This window comes from Gilliamella sp. B3464 (genome assembly GCF_026536145.1).
In the GTDB taxonomy this organism is placed as follows: Bacteria; Pseudomonadota; Gammaproteobacteria; order Enterobacterales; family Orbaceae; genus Gilliamella.
This window is the reverse complement of the sequence record NZ_JAFNOQ010000036.1, coordinates 1-865: the sequence shown is the minus strand read 5'-3', so window position 1 is coordinate 865 and position 865 is coordinate 1. Positions and strand designations below refer to the sequence as shown.

Sequence of the window (865 nt, the reverse complement as noted above, 5' to 3'; positions counted from 1 at the left end):
TCAGAGTCGTTACGCCAGTTTTTTATAAACAATAAAGTAAAAGGAATAGATTTATCCACATCATGTAATCAATCTATCTATGGATGATAGTGAAGCTTAAATAAAAATTCAAGTAATTATTTTAAAGGATGTTGTTATGATTTATCAACTTATGCTAGGTAATTATCCCAATAGTTATTGGTTCCAATATGACTCAACTGTAGTTGATCTTTACGAATTTTTACAATGCAAAAAGATTCAATCAAATAAACCCTTAGTTTTTAAATTAGAAAAAAAAGTGAGTGAAAAGCGTTTACTCTCTTATGATATTTATTTCAGTGATGGTCCTGAATTTATCTCGCCTAGACTTGCCAATTTACTTTCAAACAATCAAGATTTTTTACATGATGTCCAGCTAATAGATGCAACTATAATTGTTAATGGTCGTAGCTATTCTGGTTATAAAGCATTAAATTTTCTTCGTTTAATATCCTGTATTGATATGAATAAATCGGAATATGAACCAATATTAGATGATTATCCTGATGGACCAATGAAATTTTATAAAATGGTCTTTAAAGAAGATATAAATGAGCAATTTTGTATGGCAAGGTGTGAAGAATCTATAGGGCGAATTGTGATGTCAGAGTCGTTACGCCAGTTTTTTATAAACAATAAAGTAAAAGGAATAGATTGATCCACACAATGTAATCAACTTTTCTATGGATAATAGTGAAGCTTAAGTAAACCTTTTAAAGGATGTTGTTATGATTTATAGATTTATGATAGCTAATTATGCTAATCGTTATTGGTTCCAATATGACTCAACTGTCGTTGCCAATTACGAATTTATAGAATGCAAGGAGATTCAAATAAATAAACCCTT

General features: G+C 29.0%; 1 protein-coding gene. It reads left to right on the top strand.

The genetic code is table 11. The features are described from left to right. The first annotated feature begins 136 nt into the window (after positions 1-136). A complete protein-coding gene (locus J3U57_RS12690) occupies positions 137-676 on the top strand; it encodes an imm11 family protein (RefSeq protein WP_267345006.1) in 540 nt (179 codons plus the stop codon). Positions 677-865: the final 189 nt, after the last annotated feature.